Source organism: Chryseobacterium salviniae, from assembly GCF_035819015.1.
GTDB lineage: Bacteria > Bacteroidota > Bacteroidia > Flavobacteriales > Weeksellaceae > Chryseobacterium > Chryseobacterium salviniae.
Window position 1 is genome coordinate 35,682 of record NZ_JAYLAA010000050.1, and the last position, 20,236, is coordinate 55,917.

The window sequence follows — 20,236 nt, forward strand, 5'->3', positions numbered from 1 at the left end:
AAAGTCGTAACACGATAATTAGAATATTCAAAGTTCTCAAAAGAACAAAACACAAGATTTTTTGAGACTGTTTAAATGTAAAGTATCAATAGATCCAGTACAAAAATGACTTAAATTTATGATGTAAAGTTTAAACCCTTTATCCATGAATAAACATCAACTGCAAGTCAAAGCTCGAAAAGATTGGCTTAAAATCTATTTAGAATCGGGGTCTGTAATGAAAGTGCTTTACGCTATGGAATTGCAAAATCAACACTTCACCGATGGATAAAAATGTATCTGATTACAAAATATACAGCAAAGAAGTTCCAAGGGATAGAGTTCAGCTATATGTTACTAAAACCAGGAATAACCAAAAATACAAGATTTAATTTTGAATATATATCTTGATAACTTTATTAAAAAATTATTCAGGTGTTATTAGTTTTATTAATTTTAAGGCATGAATCCATATGTAAGTCCAGAATTGATTATCAAAAAAATTAGAAATTATAATTCTAACCAGCTTATAGAAAATTTATTTTTTCTTTTAAACCAAGATGATATCAGTCAAGATTTTAATAATGATAAAAGTAAACTCCCTATTTGGCAGAGCTTATTGCTAATTAAATGGTGCTTTTTATTTGGTGATAACAAGAAAGGAAAAAAAATACTTAGTAAAGCTAAATTCATAAACTTACATAAATATGTTGAAAAGCTTGAGGGAAAGGTTCTCAATCCTATTATCAAAGAGAATAAATGGGATGCCTTTTTTCAGATCATAGGTCATCAACAATTTTATTTACAACAAGAGGTACATTGGAGTGATTTCGCCAGACATCTAAAATTATTTGGTAGTTCTCTTAAAAGCAAGTATGATATAGAAAAATCTTTTAAAGATAAAAAGGGACTAACCATATTAGAATTTACTTTTCTAATGAATTTAATATGGTTATTTACACAAGGAAATAGGATTAAAAAGGGGTTACATTATAAGGGATACATAGGGGAGGAATTATTTGACATACTAGATAATATATTTAATATGAAAAACCAGTTTAGAAATTTTCTTGATACTATGACTCTTACAGAACAAAATGTAAAAGTAGCTATAAATAAATATAATACAGGGATTAAAAATGTTGACTTTCAACCTTTCGAAGTATCTTTTTTTACTCAGCTTCCTTTATATAAAAAAGAAGAAAAGCATATTATTGTACATAGAAGTCTTTTCAATTATAGCTGCAATTATTATTTATATGACTATTCAAAGGCTTATGATTCTAAATTTACTGAGGAGTTTGGAAAAAGATTTGAAAAGTATGTTGAGTTAGGACTAAAAGAATGTAATGTAAATTATATTACTGAAAACGATCTCATGGTTTCTTATGGAAAACAAGAAAAAGTAATAGATTATGTAGTTTGTAATCAAATTTTGATTGAGTGTAAAGGAATAGAACCTAAGGCTTTAGCTTCAGTGAAACCTGAAAAAGAAATAATTTATAATTCGCTTAAAGATTCTATTATTAAGGCTTATTTACATCAAATGCTTAATATTATTAGACTAAATAAAAGCCTGACACAACCTGTGTATGGAATTATCCTTACTTATAAGGACTTTTATGTTTCATCTCTTTATGATATAGCTCCTGTTTTTAATAATAAAATTGAAGAGATTTGTAAGATAAACAATTGGACAAATAACCCTCTCCCTCCTGAGCATGTTTTTATTATAAATATAATACACTGGGACATGATTGTTGAACTAGTAAAGAAAGGAAAGGTAACCTTAGCTTCTCTTCTCTCTGAGATGGCGGAAAGAAATAAAATAGATAAGCAAAAATGGTTGCGAAATCATCTAAAGCAATATGGAAGCCTACAAGTAGAACTATCCTACTTAAGAAAAGAGAATGATCTGCTAACAGAAATGCTAAAAGCACCACGAAGTAACAAATTATAATGTGAAATAGTCAATACTTAATCTGTTTTAAAGTTATTCAATTTGATTGTAACTGTCAGATTGAGTATTGACTAATTCAGTTTAAATTTACTAAATAAATTGTTCATAGCTTTTTCTTAATTTTCTGAATTAAAATAAACTTGTTTGGTCTTAAAATTAACGTTAAAAATTTCAGCAAACTAAGTATGATTAAGAAATCAATAAATTGATTCCTTAATTACAATCAGTTAAACTAACTGAAGTTCATAATGTTAAATATAATTTAGAAAATTAAGAAAATCTATAAAACTTTTATTTAGCAATATTTAAACAGGCTCTTATTCTGACTTAAAAATTTCCGACTTTTCTGAAACTCCATTCGCATTGAAAGCTTCGATCTGGAAATAATACGCATCGGCTCTGTCGGCTCCGGTGAAGAAATATTCATTTTTCCCGTACACCATGATGCTTCCATATAATTTTTCGGGAGATTTTCCCCAATAAATGACGTATCCGTCTGCCTCGGAATTCTGCTGCCACTTCATCCAGATGCTTCTCCTTTCGCCATATTTCTTAGGATCAGATCTCAATGGAACAAAGCTCTGAACTTTTCCGGGAACTGCTCCTGCGCCTTTTCCAAAAACTCTGAATCCGCTTAATGCAAATTTTCCGGTTGGCATTTTCAGATTTTCCATTTTCAGAAATCTTGCTTTGGCAGGTTTTTCCAGCTCTACATAATCATGAGGAACATCTTTGGTGTTTTTGCTTTTATCTACAATCACATTCCACTTTTTGCCATCGTTCGAGCCGTAAATTTTATACTGATGCATTTTGCCCAGCGTTTTCCCCATAAACTCAACATCCTGATCAGCGTAATTGATCTGAATAGCATTGATGGTAGAAACCTCTCCTAAATCAGTCTGAAACCACTCTCCGGAATTTCCTGTTTTGGCACTCCAGTACGTTTTAATATCTTCATCCACCGCATAATTGGAATGGTAACCTCCCAATGTTGAAGAAACCTGAACCGGTTTATTGTAATTCAACAGCATCCATCCGGCAAAAAGTCCTTTGGAGAAATCTTTTCCCTGTGCATACTGCGGAAGATAGGTTGGATAATCTCCGTAAGCCGTATTGCAGTACATTACATCATCCTTATCAAATCCGGCAGGCCAGATCCCCAAACGTCTTTCAAAATTATTTTTGGTTGAAATAAAGATGGTTGAAATATGCCACCAGTTTTTGTAATTATCCTCAAACGTAGCACCGTGCCCTGCTCCTCTTGCAAAACCTCCCGGTTTGTAAGAAAACGGATTGTGCTGCTGATATTCGAAACCTTCCAAAGGATTTTTACTCACATATACCCCGTCTGAATATCCGCTGAATTCTGTTGCCGGAGCACCGTACTGCATGTAATATTTCCCGTTGTGCTTCGTCATCCAGGCACCTTCTACAAATGGCTGCAGGAAAACATTATCGTTATATTCCCCGAATCTTTCCCAACCGTGATCTTCCGGTTTTAATCTCACAATTGGTTTTACGAAACCTTCTGACTGAAGGGTATTTACTTTTACTTCGGTTCCTAACAATGGCCATTCGTTGCTTGATCCCCAATACAAGTATAGCTTGTTTTTATCTTCATCGTAATGAAATGCGGGATCCCATGCTCCGACTTTTAAAGTATCAACGGCAATTTTCCAGTCGTCTTTGGTTGGATTGGTACTTTTCCAGATCGGGAAATCCTGTTCCCAAGTAGATCCGAAAACATATAAGGTATCTTTCATTGCCCAAACTGCAGGAGCGTTCAGATCGTGGGTATATTTACTGTCTCTCAAAAATTTCCGGTGGACAAACTTCCAGTCAAGCATATCATCGCTGTACCAGTATCCTTCCTGATTGGTTGAAAAAAGAAAGAGCTTGTTTTTAAAATTGACAATTACCGGATCGGCGGTAGCACGGTGTTTTCCCTGTTTTGAAAAAACTTCGAACGGAGTGTAACCGTAGTCGATATTGATGGGGTTACAAAATGTTTTTTGCTGGGCTTTTACACCAAATAGTCCCAACAAAAGCATTAATGACAAGAGATACTTCTGCATTTTCATACTTTTTTAACTTTGGAAACAAAATTAGTTAACTTTTTTCGGATTTCTCCAAATAAAACCATCCAATAAATAATGGGTAAGCTGGGGAACAACCAATAATGGTACTAAAAACTGAAACCAGCTGATGGAAACCTCAAGGTTTAAGGAAAAATGTTCGTTCCAGATTAAGATTTCCCATAAAAATTCTTCAAAAAGTGCAAAGACAAGAATCACCAAAATGAACAAAAATATTCCGAAGGTAGATTTGAATAAAGAATAATTGTTTGAATCTTGACTGTTCTTTTGTTTAATTTCTCTGATGTAAATTAAAGCAACATAGGGAATTCCGTGCGAAATCACATTCATAAATGTGAATACCAAATCGTTATTAAAGTATACAATTCCGAAATACCAGGAAAGATAAGTTCCTGAAATTAAGGCAAGTTTTGGAATATTAAATTGTCTGGTTTTAACAATTTCATAGATGGTTTTTACGATCCAAATCATTAAAATCCCGAAATATAAAATCTTAATGACAGGAATATAATCCGGAAGATTCTGAAACCAGCTGAACTCATTTTCTACAAACCAGGTAAAAGCTCTGGGTGTTTTAAACCAGTACAGCATCGGAAAAATCGTGGCAGAATATACCGCTATTCCGTCTATTCTTTTACCCCAATTATTAGGTTCAAATCTGGCATAAATTCTCATGAAACCATATTGCTGCCTGATAAAATGAAAAACGGCAATCAGAGCTAACACCGACCAAAAGGTAAGACTTCCGAACTGGTATAAAATCAATCCCAAAATCCAGCTCAATGCAGGAATTCCGTAATATAAAAGTTTCCTTTGCCTGACTTCTTCTTTAACGAAATACGTTTTAAATAACGTTGAATACACATGCGCAACATCCACGAAAACGATCAGGAAAAGCCATGTGTAAAAGGAATAATGATTTTCCAGCCCCTGAATCTGTTTCTGAAATAAAAAAATAATCAGCAAAATAATAAAAGGCGGCGATAAAATAAACCAGCCGTCTGTTTTTGCGTTATGGATCCAGGGTTGTTTCATGTTTTATTTTTGGAAAACCTAACAGGTTTTAAAAACCTGTTAGGTTTGGTTCAATTTGATATTCAATTCATTAAGATCGCTGCATCTGTTTTGCGGTTCTCAATCCCTGATAAAAAGCTTCTTCAAAAATTGAAATTCCCGAAAGATCAGAATGGGCAAAGAAAACTTTTCCGTCAATCGGCTGTTTTGCTTTTTCTGAATTTCCAAAAATCTGGTTCGGAACCGGCGCAATCATCGCATGACCGATTTTGTGAAACTGCATTTCAATAATAAAATCTTCAATCATTGGATGGGCTTTTTTTAAATCTTCCAAAACAAGGTTTTTCAGCTGATTTTCTTTAAGTCCGTATAATTTTTTTCTTGCTTTTTTACAGTCATTGGTGGAAAAACTTCTGTAGTACGTAATCACTTTTTCGCCCATAATTTGCTCTACATTCTGGTGCTGATCGTAAATATATCCTAAACCGTCGGAACCATAAATTACGTTATCCCAAGCCAATTCTTCATCTCCTCCGAAATCGTTTTGTAAAGTAATCGTTGTTAAAAGCCACGGAACATAGTTAAAATGTTCAGCTTTTTTATTGTTGAAAATTCTTTCGTTGACGAATTGCGGAGTCGCGAACAGAACTTTTTCAGCAATGATCTTTTTTGTCTTTTTCTGAATATTGTCGAAACCTAAAACCTCAACATCGTTATCATTAATTTTAACATCAAAAACCAAATGATTCTGTAAAGATTTTTCTTTTGTATATTTTGAAAAATGTTTTGCCAATCTTGCATTTCCTTCCGGCCAGGTAAACACCTGATCTTTGTATTTTTTGCTCCAGTTATTTTTTCTTCCGGCGAAATAATGAATTCCCGCCCAAGCCGACACGTAATCAATTCCCAAACCGTAATCGTCGCGACAGGAATAATCTAACAGCCAGAGTAGTTCTTCAGATGTAAAATTTTCGTGTTTCAGCCAGTCTTTAAAAATAATTTTTTCCAATTGTAAGACCTCATCATTCCGGCTGGAATCGTGAACCGGAATGGCAAACCAATATTGTCCTTCCTCATCTTTTCTATTTTTAAACTCGTCCATCATTTTAAAAAACCGGTTGAATTCCGCTTTTGTTTCTGTGGAAATTCCGTTTTGCGGAACGATATCGTTTTGCCATGAATTTTTAAAAAATAACCGTTCCTGTTGCGGAAAAGTCATCTGATATTCGTCTAAAATTGGATCGCCGGTTTCATTGTCTCCCTGGTAAATTTTGCATTCTTTCAGAAATTGGATGATTTCAGTGTTCTCTTTATTTGGCAATGGCAAATAATGTGCTCCCAAAGGAAATTTTGAAAACTTATTCTGTCTGTTGGAAGAGTTTCCGCCCAGATGGTTTTCCATTTCAAGCAACAGATAATTGTTTTCCTGATTCTGACTGAAAAATCTACACGCCGAAAGTCCTGAAATTCCTCCGCCGACAATAAGATATTTTGTGCGAATTTCTTCTGTAGGTTTAGGAAAATCTTTCGCCCAGAGTTTGTGACCTAAAATATGATTGGTTCCGGTGATTTTTAGTAATAGCGATTTGCCTTTTTTACTGCAATAGTGTAAAAAAGGAATCATAAAACTACCCAGAAACAGGGTTTTAAGGAAATCTTTTCTGGAAAATTGAGTGGGTTGAGTTGGCAAGATTTATCGCTTTTTCATATTTATCCAAAATTTTTCTGAAACCAGAATTCTAAAATGATCGAAGAGATATTTTTTTGAAATCCTTTTTGGAAAGATCACTATATTCTACCCTCATTCTTTCTCTGTTCTAATCTTGCTCGAGCCTGCTTCATTAATTCCTGATGAGAAATTGTTCTGCCATTTTCAATATCTTCTTCAGCCCTTTTTAAAGACTCAAGAATCTCTTCATGGGTTTCGTCTCTATAAACAGGCTCCATTACTTTGGCAATGGAAAGCAATTCTTCGGAAGTAAATCTCTTTTCTTTCATCTTTTTGAAAAAGGTAGGTTTTTTTATTCCGGTTTTTTCAATGATGTAAGAAATTTTAAATGGTGAATCTTTCAGAATCTGATCGATGTTGTTCTGGATTTCTATATATTTTTCGATTTCAGCTATCATATTTTCACAATTTAAGTATCAATTTATGATACAAATATAATAAATAATTGACACTTTTTATTGAACTTTGCCCCATTCTTCATCAAAATATCTTACTAAAATCTGGTTATCCAATCGATTCACTTCGATATCTTTAGCTTCCATATCTTTCGTAAAATAAGAAAGCGGCCGGAAATTATAATCGTAAAATTTCAAATCCGGAATTTTGCGGTAAATTTTATTGTTGACCGGTTCAAAGGAAGCCATTGAAAATCCCCATTCTCCGAATGACGGAACATACGTGTGATACGCGGAAGTAAATGGAAAAACCTGATTAATTGTTTTCTCAATACACCAGAAAGATTTTGGAGCAAAATAGGGAGAAGTAGTCTGCACCACAATTTTTGTATCTAAAGTAGTGAGTTTTTCGAGTTCCCGGTAAAACTGTAAGGAATATAATTTTCCTAAACTGTAATTGGACGGATCCGGAAAATCGATGATGATGACATCGTATTTTTTTGAATTTTCTTTTACCCAGATAAAAGCATCTTTATTGATTACTTTCAGTTTTGGACTGGATAAGGAACTTTGGTTTAATTGACGCATGGTCTCATTATTCCTGAAAAAATTTGTCATTTCACCATCCAAATCCACCAAAGTGATGTCTTTTACTTCTTTGTATTTCAACACTTCACGAACTGCGAAACCGTCTCCACCGCCGAGAATTAAAACATGATCGATTCTTTTAGCCATCGACATCCCAGGATGGACCAATGCTTCGTGATAACGGTACTCGTCTACTGAAGAAAACTGCAGATTGTTATTTAAATATAATCTGAATTCCCTATTGTTTCTGGTGAGAACGATTCTTTGATAGGGTGAGCTTTTGGTGTACACTACATTTTCGCCGTATAATTTTTCTTCTGAAAATGATAAAATTCTGTCCGAAAAAATAAAAAGAACAACCAATAAAACGAAAGCACCAATCGATTTTATTTTTAACGAAACCGGTTTTGAAAGTTCATTTTTCAGATAGAAACATAAAAATATCGATATCGAAATATTAATTAAGCCAAAAAACAAAGGTGTTTTTACAATTCCTAATTGCGGAATCAAAACCAATGGAAATAAAATGGAAGCCAGCAATGCTCCGATATAATCGAAAGCGAAAACATTGGATACCAAATCTTTAAACTGAACCCTGTCTTTTAAGATATTCATTAAAAGCGGAATTTCCACGCCGACTAGACAGCCAGTAAAAAACACAAAAAGATACAGCACGGCTTCAAAATGAGCCAGAGTATTGAACAGAATAAATAAAACCACAGAGCTGATTCCGCCGATGATCCCGACCAGAATTTCAATTTCTATGAATTTATCAATTAAATTTCCTTTAATGAATTTAGCAAAATACGATCCCACTCCCATCGAGAAAAGATACACGCCGATGATGAAGGAAAACTGTTTCACGGAATCGCCCAAAAGATAGCTCGCCAAAGCTCCCGCCACCAATTCGTAGATCAGTCCGCAGGTTGCGATGACAAACACCGAAAACATGAGCAGCAGTTCAAGAGGAATCCTCTTTTTATCCATGAATCGCTGCGCTTATGATAATTGAAATCCCGATGATGAAAGCTCCGAAAATTATAGCCAAAGCAGTATTTTTATTGTGCGCGATTTCGTGCCAGGTTTTTTCCGGCGTTAATTTTTCGATTATTAAATAGCAAACCAGCAGAATTGCAATTCCTAAGAAGGAATAAACCACTGAATTGATAACCGGTAAAAAGTTGATCTGATCCATAATTTATATTTTTTATTTGTGATAGTATCTGTAATAGCCCACTCCCGAAGAGTGATATCTTCTTGTGGTTCCGTCGCGGTAAGTTTCCGTTTTTTCGCAGTCGCAAAACTGGTTTCCGGCAAAGGTAAGATAGGTAAACCAACCGATAAAAAACATTCCGCAGAGACACAGAATCCAGTTTTCTTTTAAGTAATGAAGTATATTTTCCATCTTATGAATAGGTATAAGGTGAATTTGAACTATTGAACCATTTTGATCTTTCAAAAGCTCTTCTGCCGAAATACAGCCCCAAAGCTAATGCCACGAGAAATAAAAGGACAAATACAAAATTCCCGAAGGAAACCGGAAGCCATTCTGCCTTGATTTTCACGGATTTATTTTCAGGCGTTGCAGATATGGTTTCTGCCTGAGCATTTGCGTTCAATAAAGAATCGATATCTGTCTTTCCGAGAGTCTGATGAACCAGTTTTCCAAGTGCACTCATAGAATCTTTCCTAATCAGTTTTGCATCTCCGAAAGCAGTGGTTTCCAGGGTCAGGTTATTGGTAACACTGATTGTTCCATATGCATCTCTTGAGAGAGACAGATTTCCATCCGGAGATCTATACGTTGTCGGCAATGAAGTCTGCACCGGTTCCTGTCTTTGTGCAGAAATTACAAAATGATATTTTCCGGGAGCAACGCCACAAAAATTAAATGATTCATCCTTGCTTCCCTCGCTCCAGCTTTCACCGTCTTCATAACCATGATATTCTTCGATATCTTTTGAAGCGAATACAATTTCGTTGTTTTTTTCATTCACCAGGCCTAATCCTACGTTTGCCCAAGAATTATTCACATCAGAAGAAATCTCAACCTTCAATGGTGCGGAACCTCCTGATAGCTCGAAGCTTTTACTTACCATTTCCTTATCAAGCACATCTGCAAAATAGATTTCCTGTTCAAAAACAGATGCATTTGTTCTTGTAGCCACTACATATAGTTGAATCAGGCAGATTATCAAAGCCGAAACTGCCATTATATTGATCGCCTGTTTTACGTTGACATAAAAAGGCTGAACAATTCCTATTCCGGTATAATTGGGAAGATTAGCAATGTTAAATGCTTTTTTAACTTTGCATCTTGAAATGTGTTTCCCGAAAAAATATTGAACTCCGTCTTTTGATTTTTCTTCGGAGATCATCTGTGTCCCATTTACATATTCTTTATAGGTTGAGAGTCCGAAGTCCAGACTGTCTTCAAAAAAACCGGCAGCAGCATGAATATGGCATTCCGTTGTTTCGTACCGCCTTAAATTGAGCGTACCATATTGCAGGATAATACTATTCCAGGATTTTCTTTTAATTTCCATTTTATCTATGGAATATAGCAAGACCCAATGCCCGTCGCTTTCGCTTAAAAAAGCATTTCCGCCTTTTTTGTCTTTTAAGTAATATTCCCTCCAGAAAATTGTGCTTCCGTATTTCCGGATGATGATTCCGGTTACGGTATATTCTGTACCGTCTATAGTTCCTTTCTGCCCGACTTCCAGAACTACATTTTCGATGGGCTTTTTAACGACTTTTGTGGAAACATTTTTGGGAATATCAATAAGATTTGAACAGGATTTGCAGACATATTCACCGATTTTAAAGTCTGCATCAATTGTATTCTCGGTTTTACATACGGGACAAATGTAATGCATGTTTATCTGTAAATTTTGTGTTTCTGAATGGTTTTAGCTTTAAAATATTCTATGATTTCTTCGGCAATTTTTTCAACTTTTGTGGTATTATCCTGCAAATAATTACAGAGGAAAACATCAAAGGTAAGCTGCCTGAATTCCGGCCAGGTGTGAATACAAAGGTGAGATTCTTTAAGGCAGACAGCAGCGGTGAAGCTCTGATTTTCAAAAATATGACTGGTAACTCCTACAATTTCAACGTCTTTTGTTGAGAGCATATTCCGGGTAAATTCCAAAAAGCATCCGCTGTCTAATAATAAAGCTTCTGACTCCGTTTCCAAAGTCAGAAGAATATGTAAGCCTTTGCTGGTAATTGATTCCAATTCAATATATTTTCAGCAAATATATTATTTTTTCGGCAAGAAAACTTCAGCAAGCATGCAACGTGCGCTGCCTCCTCCGTTTACTTCAATGGTATTTAAGTCTGAATAAATGATTTCGCAATATTTCTCTATTGCATCAATCTGATCCTGACGCAAAGATTTATAGGCGGTTTCACTCATCACCAAAAATTTCTGCCCTTCTTTATTATTCACCTGAAGCATGTTTCCGGCAAACTGCTGCATCTGCTCTTCAGAAATTTCAATAATTTCTTTTCCTGAATTTTTAATAGTTTCAGCAACTTTGCTTCTTTCCAGCTCATCATCAATACAATCCAGACAGATTACTACAAATTTATCTGCTACACACATCATCACATTGGTATGGTAAATCGGAAGTCTTTCTTCACCAACGGTTTGAAATGAATGGAAAACAACCGGCGTAAAACCGTATTTCTCGCAAAATTCCCTGAACAGCTTTTCATCCAGTCTTAAAGAAACCGAGCCGTACGCAATTTTATTGTCGTGATCGAAGATCATGCTTCCCGTTCCTTCCAGGTAATGGCCTTGCGTTTCAGGGAAAGACCAGTCGTCTATTTCAGCAACTTCGTACCCTTGTTCTTTGATGGTTTCGATGATGTCGTCACGTCTTTCTACTCTCCTGTTGGAGGCGAACATCGGGTATAAAACCACTTTTCCGTCTTTATGGAAGCTTACCCAATTGTTGGGGAAAATAGAATCCGGAGTGTGGGGATCTAATGTATCTTTTATGGTGATGACATTAATTCCTTTGCTTCGTAATTTTTCAACGAAAGCTTTAAATTCCGACAGGGCTTTAAATTGCGTGTCAAATCCTTTTTGTTCTACCTGAAAGTAGTTGTTTTTGGCCGTCTCTGCATTGAATCCGAATGCGATGGGCTCTATCATTAATACGGTATCTGTTGTCTGCATACTTTGAGTTTGAGGGTTGTTGAGTTTGAGAGTCTAAGTGTTTTAGTGAAAGTTACTTTTTATTCTTTATCTGTTGAAGAAAATATACACTAATTCTGTGACTGACTCATCATATTGACCAACATCCCAATTATTTGATTATAGTGAATGTTTAAACTATTAAATTGTTCTTCATTTATATAATTACATGCTAAAGCCAAGTTTGAGTCTCTCCTGCCTCACCTTGCGAATCTGTAAGTTTTGCTATAAAAGATTTCTCATATCTTCTTTTGCCCCAAGCTTCACTAATATTTGCTGAAACTGAGCGTGAGTACCTTCGTATCTGATCTGTAAGAGAATAACGTTCTTCTTTAGGGAAAATTTTGAAAGCTGGTAGATTTCCATTGCTGTATCAAAAGATTTCTGATACACCCGCAGATCCTGATGAAATTTTATAGTCGGCATAATCATTTGTATTTAAATTTAAAAATATAAACTTTTTAAATAAAAACAAATACACCCATACTCTAAAACCCCCCAGACTCTCAAACGCTCCTACTCTCTCACAAGCGGCATTGTAGAACACCTTAGCAATCCGCCCATTTTAGAAATCTCGCGGTACGGAATTTCTTCAACGGTCATTCCCCATTCGTTTTTGAAGTGATTGTTCATTCTTGTGAATGCTTTGTCTGAAACCACTACTTCCGGAGAAATAGAGAAAATATTCGGGAACATTTCAAACATTTCTTCTGCCGTAACGTGGAAACAGTTTTCTTCCCCGAAAATATCAATAATCAGGCGATAATCGCTTTCATCTACAAAGCCGTCTTTATAAATGACACATTTGTCTTTACCCACCGGGTTGAAAGTACAATCGAGATGCAGAATACCTTCATAAGGAATTTTGTCATTTTTCTTTAATTCAAGATCAATAATTCTTTTTTTAGGAAAATATTCTTTGAGAATTTCTATTGCATATTCGTTGGTTCTTGCTGTTTTATAGCTTCTGTAATCTTCGCTGAAACAGGTTCCGATAAACAGGAAATCGTCCCAGACAATTACATCTCCCCCTTCAATGTGCGCTGTTTCCGGGAGGTTGATAATTTTTCTCCATTCCACTTTTTCAAAAATGTTCCTGTAGGCTCCCTGCTCATCTGCTCGGTCGGCTATTACATTAGAAATGATCATTTTATCATCAATAACAAAAGCAACATCTCTCGCAAAGACCTGGTTGTAATCTTCGATAATGCTTGGACGCAATACTTCCACGTCGTATTTTTTTAATACGGCTTCGAAAGCATTCATTTCATTGATGATGTCTTCTTCTTTGGGATAAATGTTGTTTTGTATGGAGTAATAGGATTTGGCATCGTAACTTTCTTCCAGTGTAGGAACACCTCCCATAGAATTCGGCTGTCCCAGAACCACTGATTTCAGCCTTCCAGTTTCGTTTTTTATATTTAGCTTCATAAAGATTTATGCAATATTACAAATATAAGTAAAGGACTGAATCTGGGAAACTTTTAAGGCATTTTTAGACACAGCCTGCAATTTAAATCTGAAAAACATTCTTATTGCAGTTTTTTACTTGAGTAATTTTATAGACTAAAATAATGGATTGCTTATTGAAGTAATTTTTGCAGATATTTTATTAAAAAATTTTTTTTAATAAAATCTGAATTAAAATTCATACATTAGTGATATAATAATTGAGTTAAATTATTAAAACCTAATCACCAAAATTATACATTATGAAAACCAAAAACTCTGTGCTGAAGAATGCACAAAAAATCGGAAGAACAGCACAAAAAAACATTTTCGGAGGAGCTTCTGCGGCAAGACGCTGCTGTGAATTTGATTATGAAACGGGAGCATGTACTTTGTGGACTTGTGACAGATGCCAATGCCCATAAGGGAAAAGATTAAGGACCTGCTTTACAGCAGGTTTTTTTATATGAATAAACAGATTATGGAATTTTATTTTAGTCCTGTTTTTTTTCTGTTTTTAAAAGCTTAATTGAATACCAAAGAGAAATTACACTCACTATCAACTGCCCCGGAACTAAAGTTCTTCTGAACAGCATGCTGAAATCATTGGCTCTTTTATAGATAAATGGTACCCACCTCTCTTCGGTTTCGTAAAAGTATAGGTAATAAACGGTTGCTATTCTGAAAATTAAAAGGGTAAGACTGACGTAAAACAATGTTTGTACAGATTGCTTGGTTGATACTAAAATAATCAGGCTAAATGCACAAAGGAAACATATAAACATCTCCATCTGGTAAAAAATAACGTTTACCAGACTGTAGGTTGGAGAATAATCTGCCGGCTTGGAATGCAGCATTTCCAGGAAATCAAATGTTTCGGCCATGAGGAACAGTCCGTAGATTATGTAGAGAACAATATTAATTCTCATTACCCTCTTTATTGAATTTAATTTCTCATTTTTCATACTTTAAGTTAAAAAAATTCTATGAAATAAAAAATCCCAAAGCAAGCTTTGGGATTAATTTATCATAATACTAAATATTATCTGTTTACCATATCAATGTAATCTCTTTTCTGAGCACCCTGATATACTTGTCTTGGTCTTCCGATAGGATCTCCTTTCAATCTCATTTCTTTCCACTGAGAAATCCACCCCGGAAGTCTTCCCAGAGCAAACATTACCGTGAACATTTCTGTAGGAATTCCCAATGCTCTGTAAATGATTCCTGAATAGAAATCTACATTCGGATATAATTTTCTTTCTACGAAGTACTCGTCTTCCAAAGCAACTTTTTCTAATTGCATAGCGATGTCTAAAGCTTTATCCTGGATTCCCAATGCGTTAAGAATATCATCTGCCGCTTTTTTAATGATTTTCGCTCTTGGATCAAAGTTTTTGTAGACTCTGTGTCCGAAGCCCATTAAACGGAAGCTGTCATTTTTATCTTTAGCTTTTTCAACCCACTTGTTTACGTCGCCACCATCTTTTTCAATAAGTTCAAGCATTTCGATTACGGCCTGGTTTGCCCCACCGTGAAGCGGCCCCCAAAGAGCGGAAACCCCGGCGGAAATAGAAGCGAAAAGACCTGTATGCGCTGAACCTACCATTCTGACAGTAGATGTAGAACAGTTTTGCTCGTGGTCTGCGTGAAGGATTAATAATTTATCTAACGCCTGAACTACAACAGGATCGATTTCGAATTCCTGATTTGGCATTCTGAATGTCATTTTGTAGAAGTTTTCTACATAATTCAGGCTGTTGTCTCCGTGGTTAATTGGCAAGCCCTGCGTTTTTCTGTATGTCCATGCACAAAGATGAGAGAATTTTGCAATAAGCAGTTCCGCAGCATGGTCCATTTCTTCTTTAGAGTTTACGTTAACGGATTTTGGATTAAATGCCGTTAAAGCAGAAGTTAAAGAAGAAAGAACTCCCATTGGGTGAGCAGAGCGAGGGAAAGCATCAATAAGCTTTTTCATTTCCTCTGCTACGAAGTTATATTTTTTAATATTTGTTTCGAAAGAACTGAACTGATCCTGATTCGGTAATTCACCATGTAACAGAAGGTACATCACTTCTGTGAAATTTGATTTATCGGCAATCTGCTCGATAGGATATCCTCTGTAGAATAATTCCCCTTTATCTCCGTCTAAGTAGGTGATGTCACTAAGTGTAGCCCCGGTATTTTTGTACCCTAAATCAAGTGTAATCAGACCTGTCTGGTCTCTTAATTTTGAAATATCGATTCCTCTGTCTCCGATAGTACTATCCACAATTGGATATTCATACGAATTACCGTCGTAATTCAATATTACTTTGTTGTCTGACATTATTTATTTTTTTTCTAAATATACTATTTATTATAAAACACGGCAAACTAAAAATTTCGCTTGCCGTTATTTATAATTTCAATTAATTATCTTTTGATTTTAAAAGCATCCAATCCGGGGAATACTGCAGTTTCACCAAGAGCTTCCTCAATTCTCAACAGCTGGTTATATTTTGCCATTCTGTCAGATCTTGAAGCAGATCCTGTTTTGATCTGTCCGCAGTTCATGGCTACAGCAAGGTCTGCGATGGTAGAATCTTCTGTTTCTCCTGATCTGTGGGACATTACGGATGTGAATCTGTTGTTCTGCGCCATTTGTACAGCCGCCATTGTTTCAGAAAGAGAACCGATCTGGTTTACTTTAACCAAGATTGAGTTGGCAATACCTTCTTTAACGCCTCTTGACAATCTTTCAACGTTGGTTACGAATAAATCGTCGCCAACAAGCTGTACTCTGTCACCGATTTTATCGGTTAACATTTTCCATCCTTCCCAGTCGTTTTCCTGCATCCCGTCTTCGATAGAGATGATCGGGTATTTTGCTGCTAATTCGGCAAGGTAAGAAACCTGCTCACTGCTTGAGAATTGAGCGGCATCCGGAGTCTGGAATTTTCTGTAATCGTAGATTCCGTCTTTATAGAATTCTGAAGCAGCACAGTCAAGCGCCAACATGATGTCGTCACCAGGCTTGTATCCTGCTTTTTCGATAGCCTGAAGTAAAGTATCAAGAGCGTCTTCAGTTCCTGAGAATGTTGGTGCGAAACCACCTTCATCACCTACTGCAGTGGAAAGACCTCTTGAATGAAGTATTGATTTAAGGTTGTGGAAAATTTCAGTTCCTTTTCTTAATGCATGGGAGAAAGAATCTGCTTTCACCGGCATGATCATAAATTCCTGGAAAGCAATAGGGGCATCTGAATGAGAACCACCATTGATAACGTTCATCATCGGAACTGGCAGCGTATTGGCATTTACACCGCCTACATATTTGTATAAAGGCATTTTCAGCTCTGCCGCAGCCGCTTTAGCAGCCGCTAAAGAAACTCCCAGGATAGCATTGGCACCCAGGTTTCCTTTATTGTTTGTTCCGTCAAGATCAATCATGATCTGGTCGATCAGATTTTGATCATAAACAGGAAGCCCTACCAATTCCGGTGCGATTACCTCTCTTACATTCTCAACAGCTTTAAGGACACCTTTCCCCATATATTCCGAACCGCCGTCACGCAATTCTACCGCTTCATGCTCTCCCGTAGATGCTCCAGAAGGTACGGCAGCACGACCCATGGCGCCGCTTTCTGTAAATACATCTACTTCAACTGTAGGATTTCCTCTTGAATCTAAAATTTGTCTCGCTTCTATGTAAGAAATGTAACTCATTGTTCGTTTTTTTATAGTTTAGACAAATTTAATCAATTTTTAATTTTATAGGGCAGAGAAGTGGCAATTTATACGTTTATTCAGAGTTAAATTTTAGTTAATTTTAAATATTGTTATTCTTTTAAATAATTGTTTTGAAGTTATATTACACAAAAATCTTTCCTGATTCATGCCAGAAAAGATTTATCATTTTTAATGTATGACAGATTATTTTTTATCTTCAACAAATACGCTTTGCCTTTTGGAATCTAAACCCCAATTCAGTCCTAAGAAGGTTATAAGGTTATCTCTGTCTCCGTAATCTTTACCAAATGAAGCATTTACATATACTTTGTCTGAAATTTTGTATGCGAGTAAACCGCTTGCACGAAATGTATTTTCTGCGTTGCTGCTTCTGTAAATCCACTCTCCGGATATGGAGAATCTGTTGTAAATGAATTCTGCCTTCCCTCCTACATCAAAATTCCTGGTTCTGGTAAATTCCTGGTTTTCATCCATTATTGTTCCGTCTTCCATATATCTTGCAATTCCGTAGAAATTAAGTTTTTTTTCAATATCCGGCTTTTCCTCGGTGGTGAAATCAAATCCGGTATTTAGGGTCATCCAAAATCCGAGTTTGCCGAAGTTGTTGTTTGAAAATGTATTGTCTGAGAAAAAGGTGCTGTAACCTCCTGCGAGATCCAAAGCCAGCAAAGGCGGTGCTTCCATGATATTGCGGTAATAATCTACATTATTATCCTGATAATCTTTGTACTTATCTTTATTTTCACGGATGAATTGATTTAGTTTTTCTTCTACGATTCTGTCGCAGGTTCCTTCATCATTATTATTTTCGTTCATACATTTTTCAGCAAGCCTGAATCTTTCTTTCTGAATTTCTTTATCGCTTAAGAAACCACCCAGCATGTTGTCTAATGCTTTGACCACTTTGGCGTTTTGTGCGATAATGTCTTCTTTATTCTTTTTAGTTCTGATTTTTATCAAAGTACTTCTGACACTGAAGGCAAATGCAGGGTTCTTTACCTCTTCGTCAGAACTGATTCCAAGATCTCTTGCAAACCCTAATGAAACGGAAAATTTCCTTGCTTCACTGAATATATTCTGTGTACTGTCTTCTTTAATCCCGGCATACTTGAGGGCTGTCATTTTCTTAGGAGTAAACAGCCAGAAGGGGGTAACTTCAAATGCATAGCTTCCGGGGATGCCTTCTTTTTCCTTGAATGAGTTGATGATACTGAAGACTAAAGCTTTTTTAGATTTCGGGGTTTCCAGTTCGGAGGGTGAAATTCCCAATAAAACGGCTGAAGGGGCTGTATTGATCTGTAGCTCTTTAAGATCTATCTCTTTATCTTCACTCTGTGCTTTATAGAGCATAACGGAAAGAAATATGGCAGCAAATAATATACATTTTTTCATGATCAATTGATTTTAATAATTCTACTCACTCCTATTTTGTCTTCAATAAGATCTTCCGGCTTTTTGTTCTTTAAAGGTTTTACAGGCCCTATTACGGTTACCAGGCTATAGGTAATCTGTGTCTGATGCATGGCACTTTCGATATTGTCTTTATCGATACCGCTGAAAGAAAATATATGATCGATGATGATTATTTTATTTTTAAACTGTTCGTAGGTTCCAACCTTTACTCTTCCGTTATATTTAAAGGAAGTATTTTCGTCCAGAGAGACGCTGGTACTTACATTCCCGGCTGTTGAGATGTTGATTTCAAGGTAGAGCTCATAATCTGATTCTAAATCGAATTTCAAGCTTTTGGAGTTTTTAAAAGTTTTCATGGTTACAATTTTTATTTTTTGATATATCAAATTTAGTTTTAAAAATGTAATGATTCCATTACCCGAATGGGTAATTTTCAGCTGGTTAAATCGAGTTGAAAGATAACATGCGTTCCATTACCGGTTATAAATTCGCACTTTCCGCTTTGTTCTTCCATTCTGCGTTTCATATTCCTGAGGCCGTTTCCTTCTGCATTTTTAGGGCTAATTCCAATTCCGTTGTCGGAAATTTTCATGATGAATTTGTTATCATTCTGCTGAAAACACAACTTTATCTGGGTTGATTTGCTATGCTTGTAGGCATTATTCAAAGCTTCTTTTAAGCACAAAAAAAGATTTCTCCTTTGTTCTGTTGAAATTACGTTACCTGAGACAACATTTTCATTCTCTACGATAAGCTGAATAGGTGTTTTTTTAAGAAAATTCTGTGCGTATATTTTAGCATAATCGATAAAACTTCCTAAAGTATCATTTCCTGAATTGAGGCTCCAGAGCATTTCTCTCATGGAAATATTCATTTCTTCAGAGGTTTTCAGCAACTCCTCGATATCACTTTTCAATTCTTCGTCTTCGGTCCGCTGTTTTAAAAATTCTGCCTGTAGCTTTAGTGCTGAAATTCCTGCTCCGAGATCATCGTGCATATCGTGTGAAATTCTTTCTCTTTCTTTTTCGATGAGTTTCTGTTTTTCGAGTTCTTTCTGAAGAAGCTGATTTTGGTATTCGGATTCTTTGAGCTGCTTTTCTTTGAGAAAGAGAAGCTGCTTCCGATTATAGGTTATCACAATAAAGATAACAAAAATAACAAGCAGCATGATTAGAAGAATTGCTACAATATAAGTTAGCTTTATTTCAGGTGGTAAAGATTTCATCTTTTTATATGTTTATATTTTGAAATTCCTATACAAAATAATATGTAAACAAGAATATTTACCAGTGATAGTATATCTTTTAACAGCTTTAAAAAGTGCTTATCTTCTTCATCCAAAAGATACATGGGAATTATTCTGAATACGAAAAAACAGCTCCAGAACAGTAATGAGATAGAAATCCAGAAAAGAGGTTCATTTGTTATTTTATCATCAGATACATTATTTAATTTTTCTTTGATCCAATAAAGTGCATAAGATATATTTGCAAGGCAATATAAAATTGCAAGGCTTAGATTATATTTATCAAAATAGAAAAAATGACTTGTGAAACATATACAAATAATGGTACTAACAGAAATTAAAACAACCAAAAATTTACTCTTTATTTGTCTATAGTAGAAGTATATAAAAAAAGATATATTAAAAACATTTAAATAATTGTATTGAAT

At 35.4% G+C, this 20,236-nt stretch carries 20 protein-coding genes; 2 read left to right on the forward strand and 18 right to left on the reverse strand.

The window, feature by feature from the left end:
• Positions 1 to 442: 442 nt before the first annotated feature.
• Complete coding sequence (locus SOP96_RS15315; RefSeq protein WP_326321797.1) at positions 443 to 1,939, forward strand: hypothetical protein; 1,497 nt, start codon at positions 443 to 445, stop codon at positions 1,937 to 1,939.
• A 317-nt stretch (positions 1,940 to 2,256) separates the two neighbouring features.
• Here the strand turns inward: SOP96_RS15315 and SOP96_RS15320 are convergent, their stop codons facing one another.
• The 12 genes from SOP96_RS15320 to SOP96_RS15375 form a co-directional block, all read right to left on the reverse strand.
• Positions 2,257 to 4,014: a discoidin domain-containing protein gene (locus SOP96_RS15320; protein WP_326321798.1), complete on the reverse strand. Its 1,758-nt coding sequence runs from the start codon at positions 4,012 to 4,014 to the stop codon at positions 2,257 to 2,259.
• Between the two features lie 30 nt (positions 4,015 to 4,044).
• Positions 4,045 to 5,070: a hypothetical protein gene (locus SOP96_RS15325; protein WP_326321799.1), complete on the reverse strand. Its 1,026-nt coding sequence runs from the start codon at positions 5,068 to 5,070 to the stop codon at positions 4,045 to 4,047.
• A gap of 70 nt (positions 5,071 to 5,140) precedes the next feature.
• Positions 5,141 to 6,739, reverse strand: coding sequence for an NAD(P)/FAD-dependent oxidoreductase (locus SOP96_RS15330; RefSeq protein WP_326321800.1), 1,599 nt, complete (start codon positions 6,737 to 6,739; stop codon positions 5,141 to 5,143).
• Between the two features lie 98 nt (positions 6,740 to 6,837).
• Positions 6,838 to 7,176, reverse strand: coding sequence for a hypothetical protein (locus tag SOP96_RS15335; protein WP_326321801.1), 339 nt, complete (start codon positions 7,174 to 7,176; stop codon positions 6,838 to 6,840).
• A 57-nt stretch (positions 7,177 to 7,233) separates the two neighbouring features.
• On the reverse strand, positions 7,234 to 8,748 hold the full coding sequence (locus tag SOP96_RS15340) for a polyamine aminopropyltransferase (RefSeq protein WP_326321802.1): 1,515 nt from the start codon (positions 8,746 to 8,748) through the stop codon (positions 7,234 to 7,236).
• A complete protein-coding gene (locus tag SOP96_RS15345) occupies positions 8,741 to 8,956 on the reverse strand; it encodes a DUF350 domain-containing protein (protein WP_326321803.1) in 216 nt (71 codons plus the stop codon). The genes SOP96_RS15340 and SOP96_RS15345 overlap by 8 nt, the downstream gene beginning before the upstream one ends.
• Positions 8,957 to 8,968: 12 nt before the next feature.
• Positions 8,969 to 9,166, reverse strand: coding sequence for a hypothetical protein (locus SOP96_RS15350; RefSeq protein WP_072883949.1), 198 nt, complete (start codon positions 9,164 to 9,166; stop codon positions 8,969 to 8,971).
• 1 nt (position 9,167) lies between these two features.
• Positions 9,168 to 10,640, reverse strand: a complete 1,473-nt coding sequence (locus SOP96_RS15355; RefSeq protein ID WP_326321804.1) for a DUF4178 domain-containing protein — start codon at positions 10,638 to 10,640, stop codon at positions 9,168 to 9,170.
• Between the two features lie 2 nt (positions 10,641 to 10,642).
• Entirely contained in the window at positions 10,643 to 11,002 is a 360-nt protein-coding gene (locus tag SOP96_RS15360; RefSeq protein WP_326321805.1) for an S-adenosylmethionine decarboxylase family protein, read from the reverse strand.
• Positions 11,003 to 11,026: 24 nt separating this feature from the next.
• Positions 11,027 to 11,950 carry a citrulline utilization hydrolase CtlX gene (ctlX, locus tag SOP96_RS15365; RefSeq protein ID WP_326321806.1) on the reverse strand — a complete coding sequence of 308 codons (924 nt, stop codon included), beginning with the start codon at positions 11,948 to 11,950 and terminating at the stop codon, positions 11,027 to 11,029.
• Positions 11,951 to 12,140: 190 nt separating this feature from the next.
• Complete coding sequence (locus SOP96_RS15370; RefSeq protein WP_326321984.1) at positions 12,141 to 12,311, reverse strand: four helix bundle protein; 171 nt, start codon at positions 12,309 to 12,311, stop codon at positions 12,141 to 12,143.
• A gap of 173 nt (positions 12,312 to 12,484) precedes the next feature.
• The gene (locus tag SOP96_RS15375; protein ID WP_326321807.1) at positions 12,485 to 13,399 is read right to left on the reverse strand and encodes a dimethylarginine dimethylaminohydrolase family protein; all 915 of its coding nucleotides are present in this window, start codon (positions 13,397 to 13,399) and stop codon (positions 12,485 to 12,487) included.
• A 281-nt stretch (positions 13,400 to 13,680) separates the two neighbouring features.
• On the opposite strand from SOP96_RS15375, the gene SOP96_RS15380 reads away from it, so the two are divergent.
• Positions 13,681 to 13,842 (forward strand): hypothetical protein, encoded by a 162-nt coding sequence (locus tag SOP96_RS15380; RefSeq protein WP_326321808.1) that lies wholly within the window; start codon positions 13,681 to 13,683, stop codon positions 13,840 to 13,842.
• A 69-nt stretch (positions 13,843 to 13,911) separates the two neighbouring features.
• Here the strand turns inward: SOP96_RS15380 and SOP96_RS15385 are convergent, their stop codons facing one another.
• From SOP96_RS15385 to SOP96_RS15410, 6 genes are all read right to left on the reverse strand, one after another.
• A complete protein-coding gene (locus tag SOP96_RS15385) occupies positions 13,912 to 14,346 on the reverse strand; it encodes a hypothetical protein (RefSeq protein ID WP_326321809.1) in 435 nt (144 codons plus the stop codon).
• A 113-nt stretch (positions 14,347 to 14,459) separates the two neighbouring features.
• Positions 14,460 to 15,746, reverse strand: a complete 1,287-nt coding sequence (locus SOP96_RS15390; protein WP_326321810.1) for a citrate synthase — start codon at positions 15,744 to 15,746, stop codon at positions 14,460 to 14,462.
• Positions 15,747 to 15,832: 86 nt separating this feature from the next.
• Positions 15,833 to 17,125, reverse strand: coding sequence for a phosphopyruvate hydratase (gene eno / locus SOP96_RS15395; RefSeq protein ID WP_066434478.1), 1,293 nt, complete (start codon positions 17,123 to 17,125; stop codon positions 15,833 to 15,835).
• A 207-nt stretch (positions 17,126 to 17,332) separates the two neighbouring features.
• Positions 17,333 to 18,541 (reverse strand): hypothetical protein, encoded by a 1,209-nt coding sequence (locus SOP96_RS15400; RefSeq protein ID WP_326321811.1) that lies wholly within the window; start codon positions 18,539 to 18,541, stop codon positions 17,333 to 17,335.
• Between the two features lie 2 nt (positions 18,542 to 18,543).
• Positions 18,544 to 18,918 carry a hypothetical protein gene (locus tag SOP96_RS15405; RefSeq protein ID WP_326321812.1) on the reverse strand — a complete coding sequence of 125 codons (375 nt, stop codon included), beginning with the start codon at positions 18,916 to 18,918 and terminating at the stop codon, positions 18,544 to 18,546.
• A 77-nt stretch (positions 18,919 to 18,995) separates the two neighbouring features.
• A complete protein-coding gene (locus tag SOP96_RS15410) occupies positions 18,996 to 19,787 on the reverse strand; it encodes a sensor histidine kinase (protein ID WP_326321813.1) in 792 nt (263 codons plus the stop codon).
• Positions 19,788 to 20,236 lie beyond the last annotated feature (449 nt).